Annotated in this window: 1 protein-coding gene; it reads left to right on the top strand. The window is 30.2% G+C overall.

Annotation, left to right across the window (positions count from 1 at the left end):
* Positions 1-9: 9 nt before the first annotated feature.
* A partial coding sequence (locus M8044_RS02535) for a lambda-exonuclease family protein (RefSeq protein WP_273585473.1) occupies positions 10-348 on the top strand: 339 nt, incomplete at its 3' end.

Here is a 348-nt window from a genome sequence, read left to right on the forward strand (position 1 = left end):
GGAAAAAAAATGGAACCCAAGGCCAATTTATTCTTTTCAGTGAAAACCAAAAGAAATTATGAGCCTTCAGTGTTCACCAAAGATATTTTTTCAGCTTCTTTAGATGGTTATCATCAAGACAGTAATACAATGTTAGAAATTAAATGTCCTTTAGATAAAAATAGTTCCTCATGGAAAGATTTTTTTCAAAAAAACATCATTCCTCCTTATTATTGGGCTCAAATCCAATGTGGGTTATTTTGTTCGGAAAGTCAAAGTGCTTTTTTTCTAGTTTACTTTAGTCCTGAAGAACATTATCTCCAAGAAGTCTTTTTGAAACCTTCTTTTATTGAAGAAATGATCATTAAA

The sequence above is a fragment of the Columbia Basin potato purple top phytoplasma genome (genome assembly GCF_028595955.1).
In the GTDB taxonomy this organism is placed as follows: Bacteria; Bacillota_I; Bacilli_A; order Acholeplasmatales; family Acholeplasmataceae; genus Phytoplasma.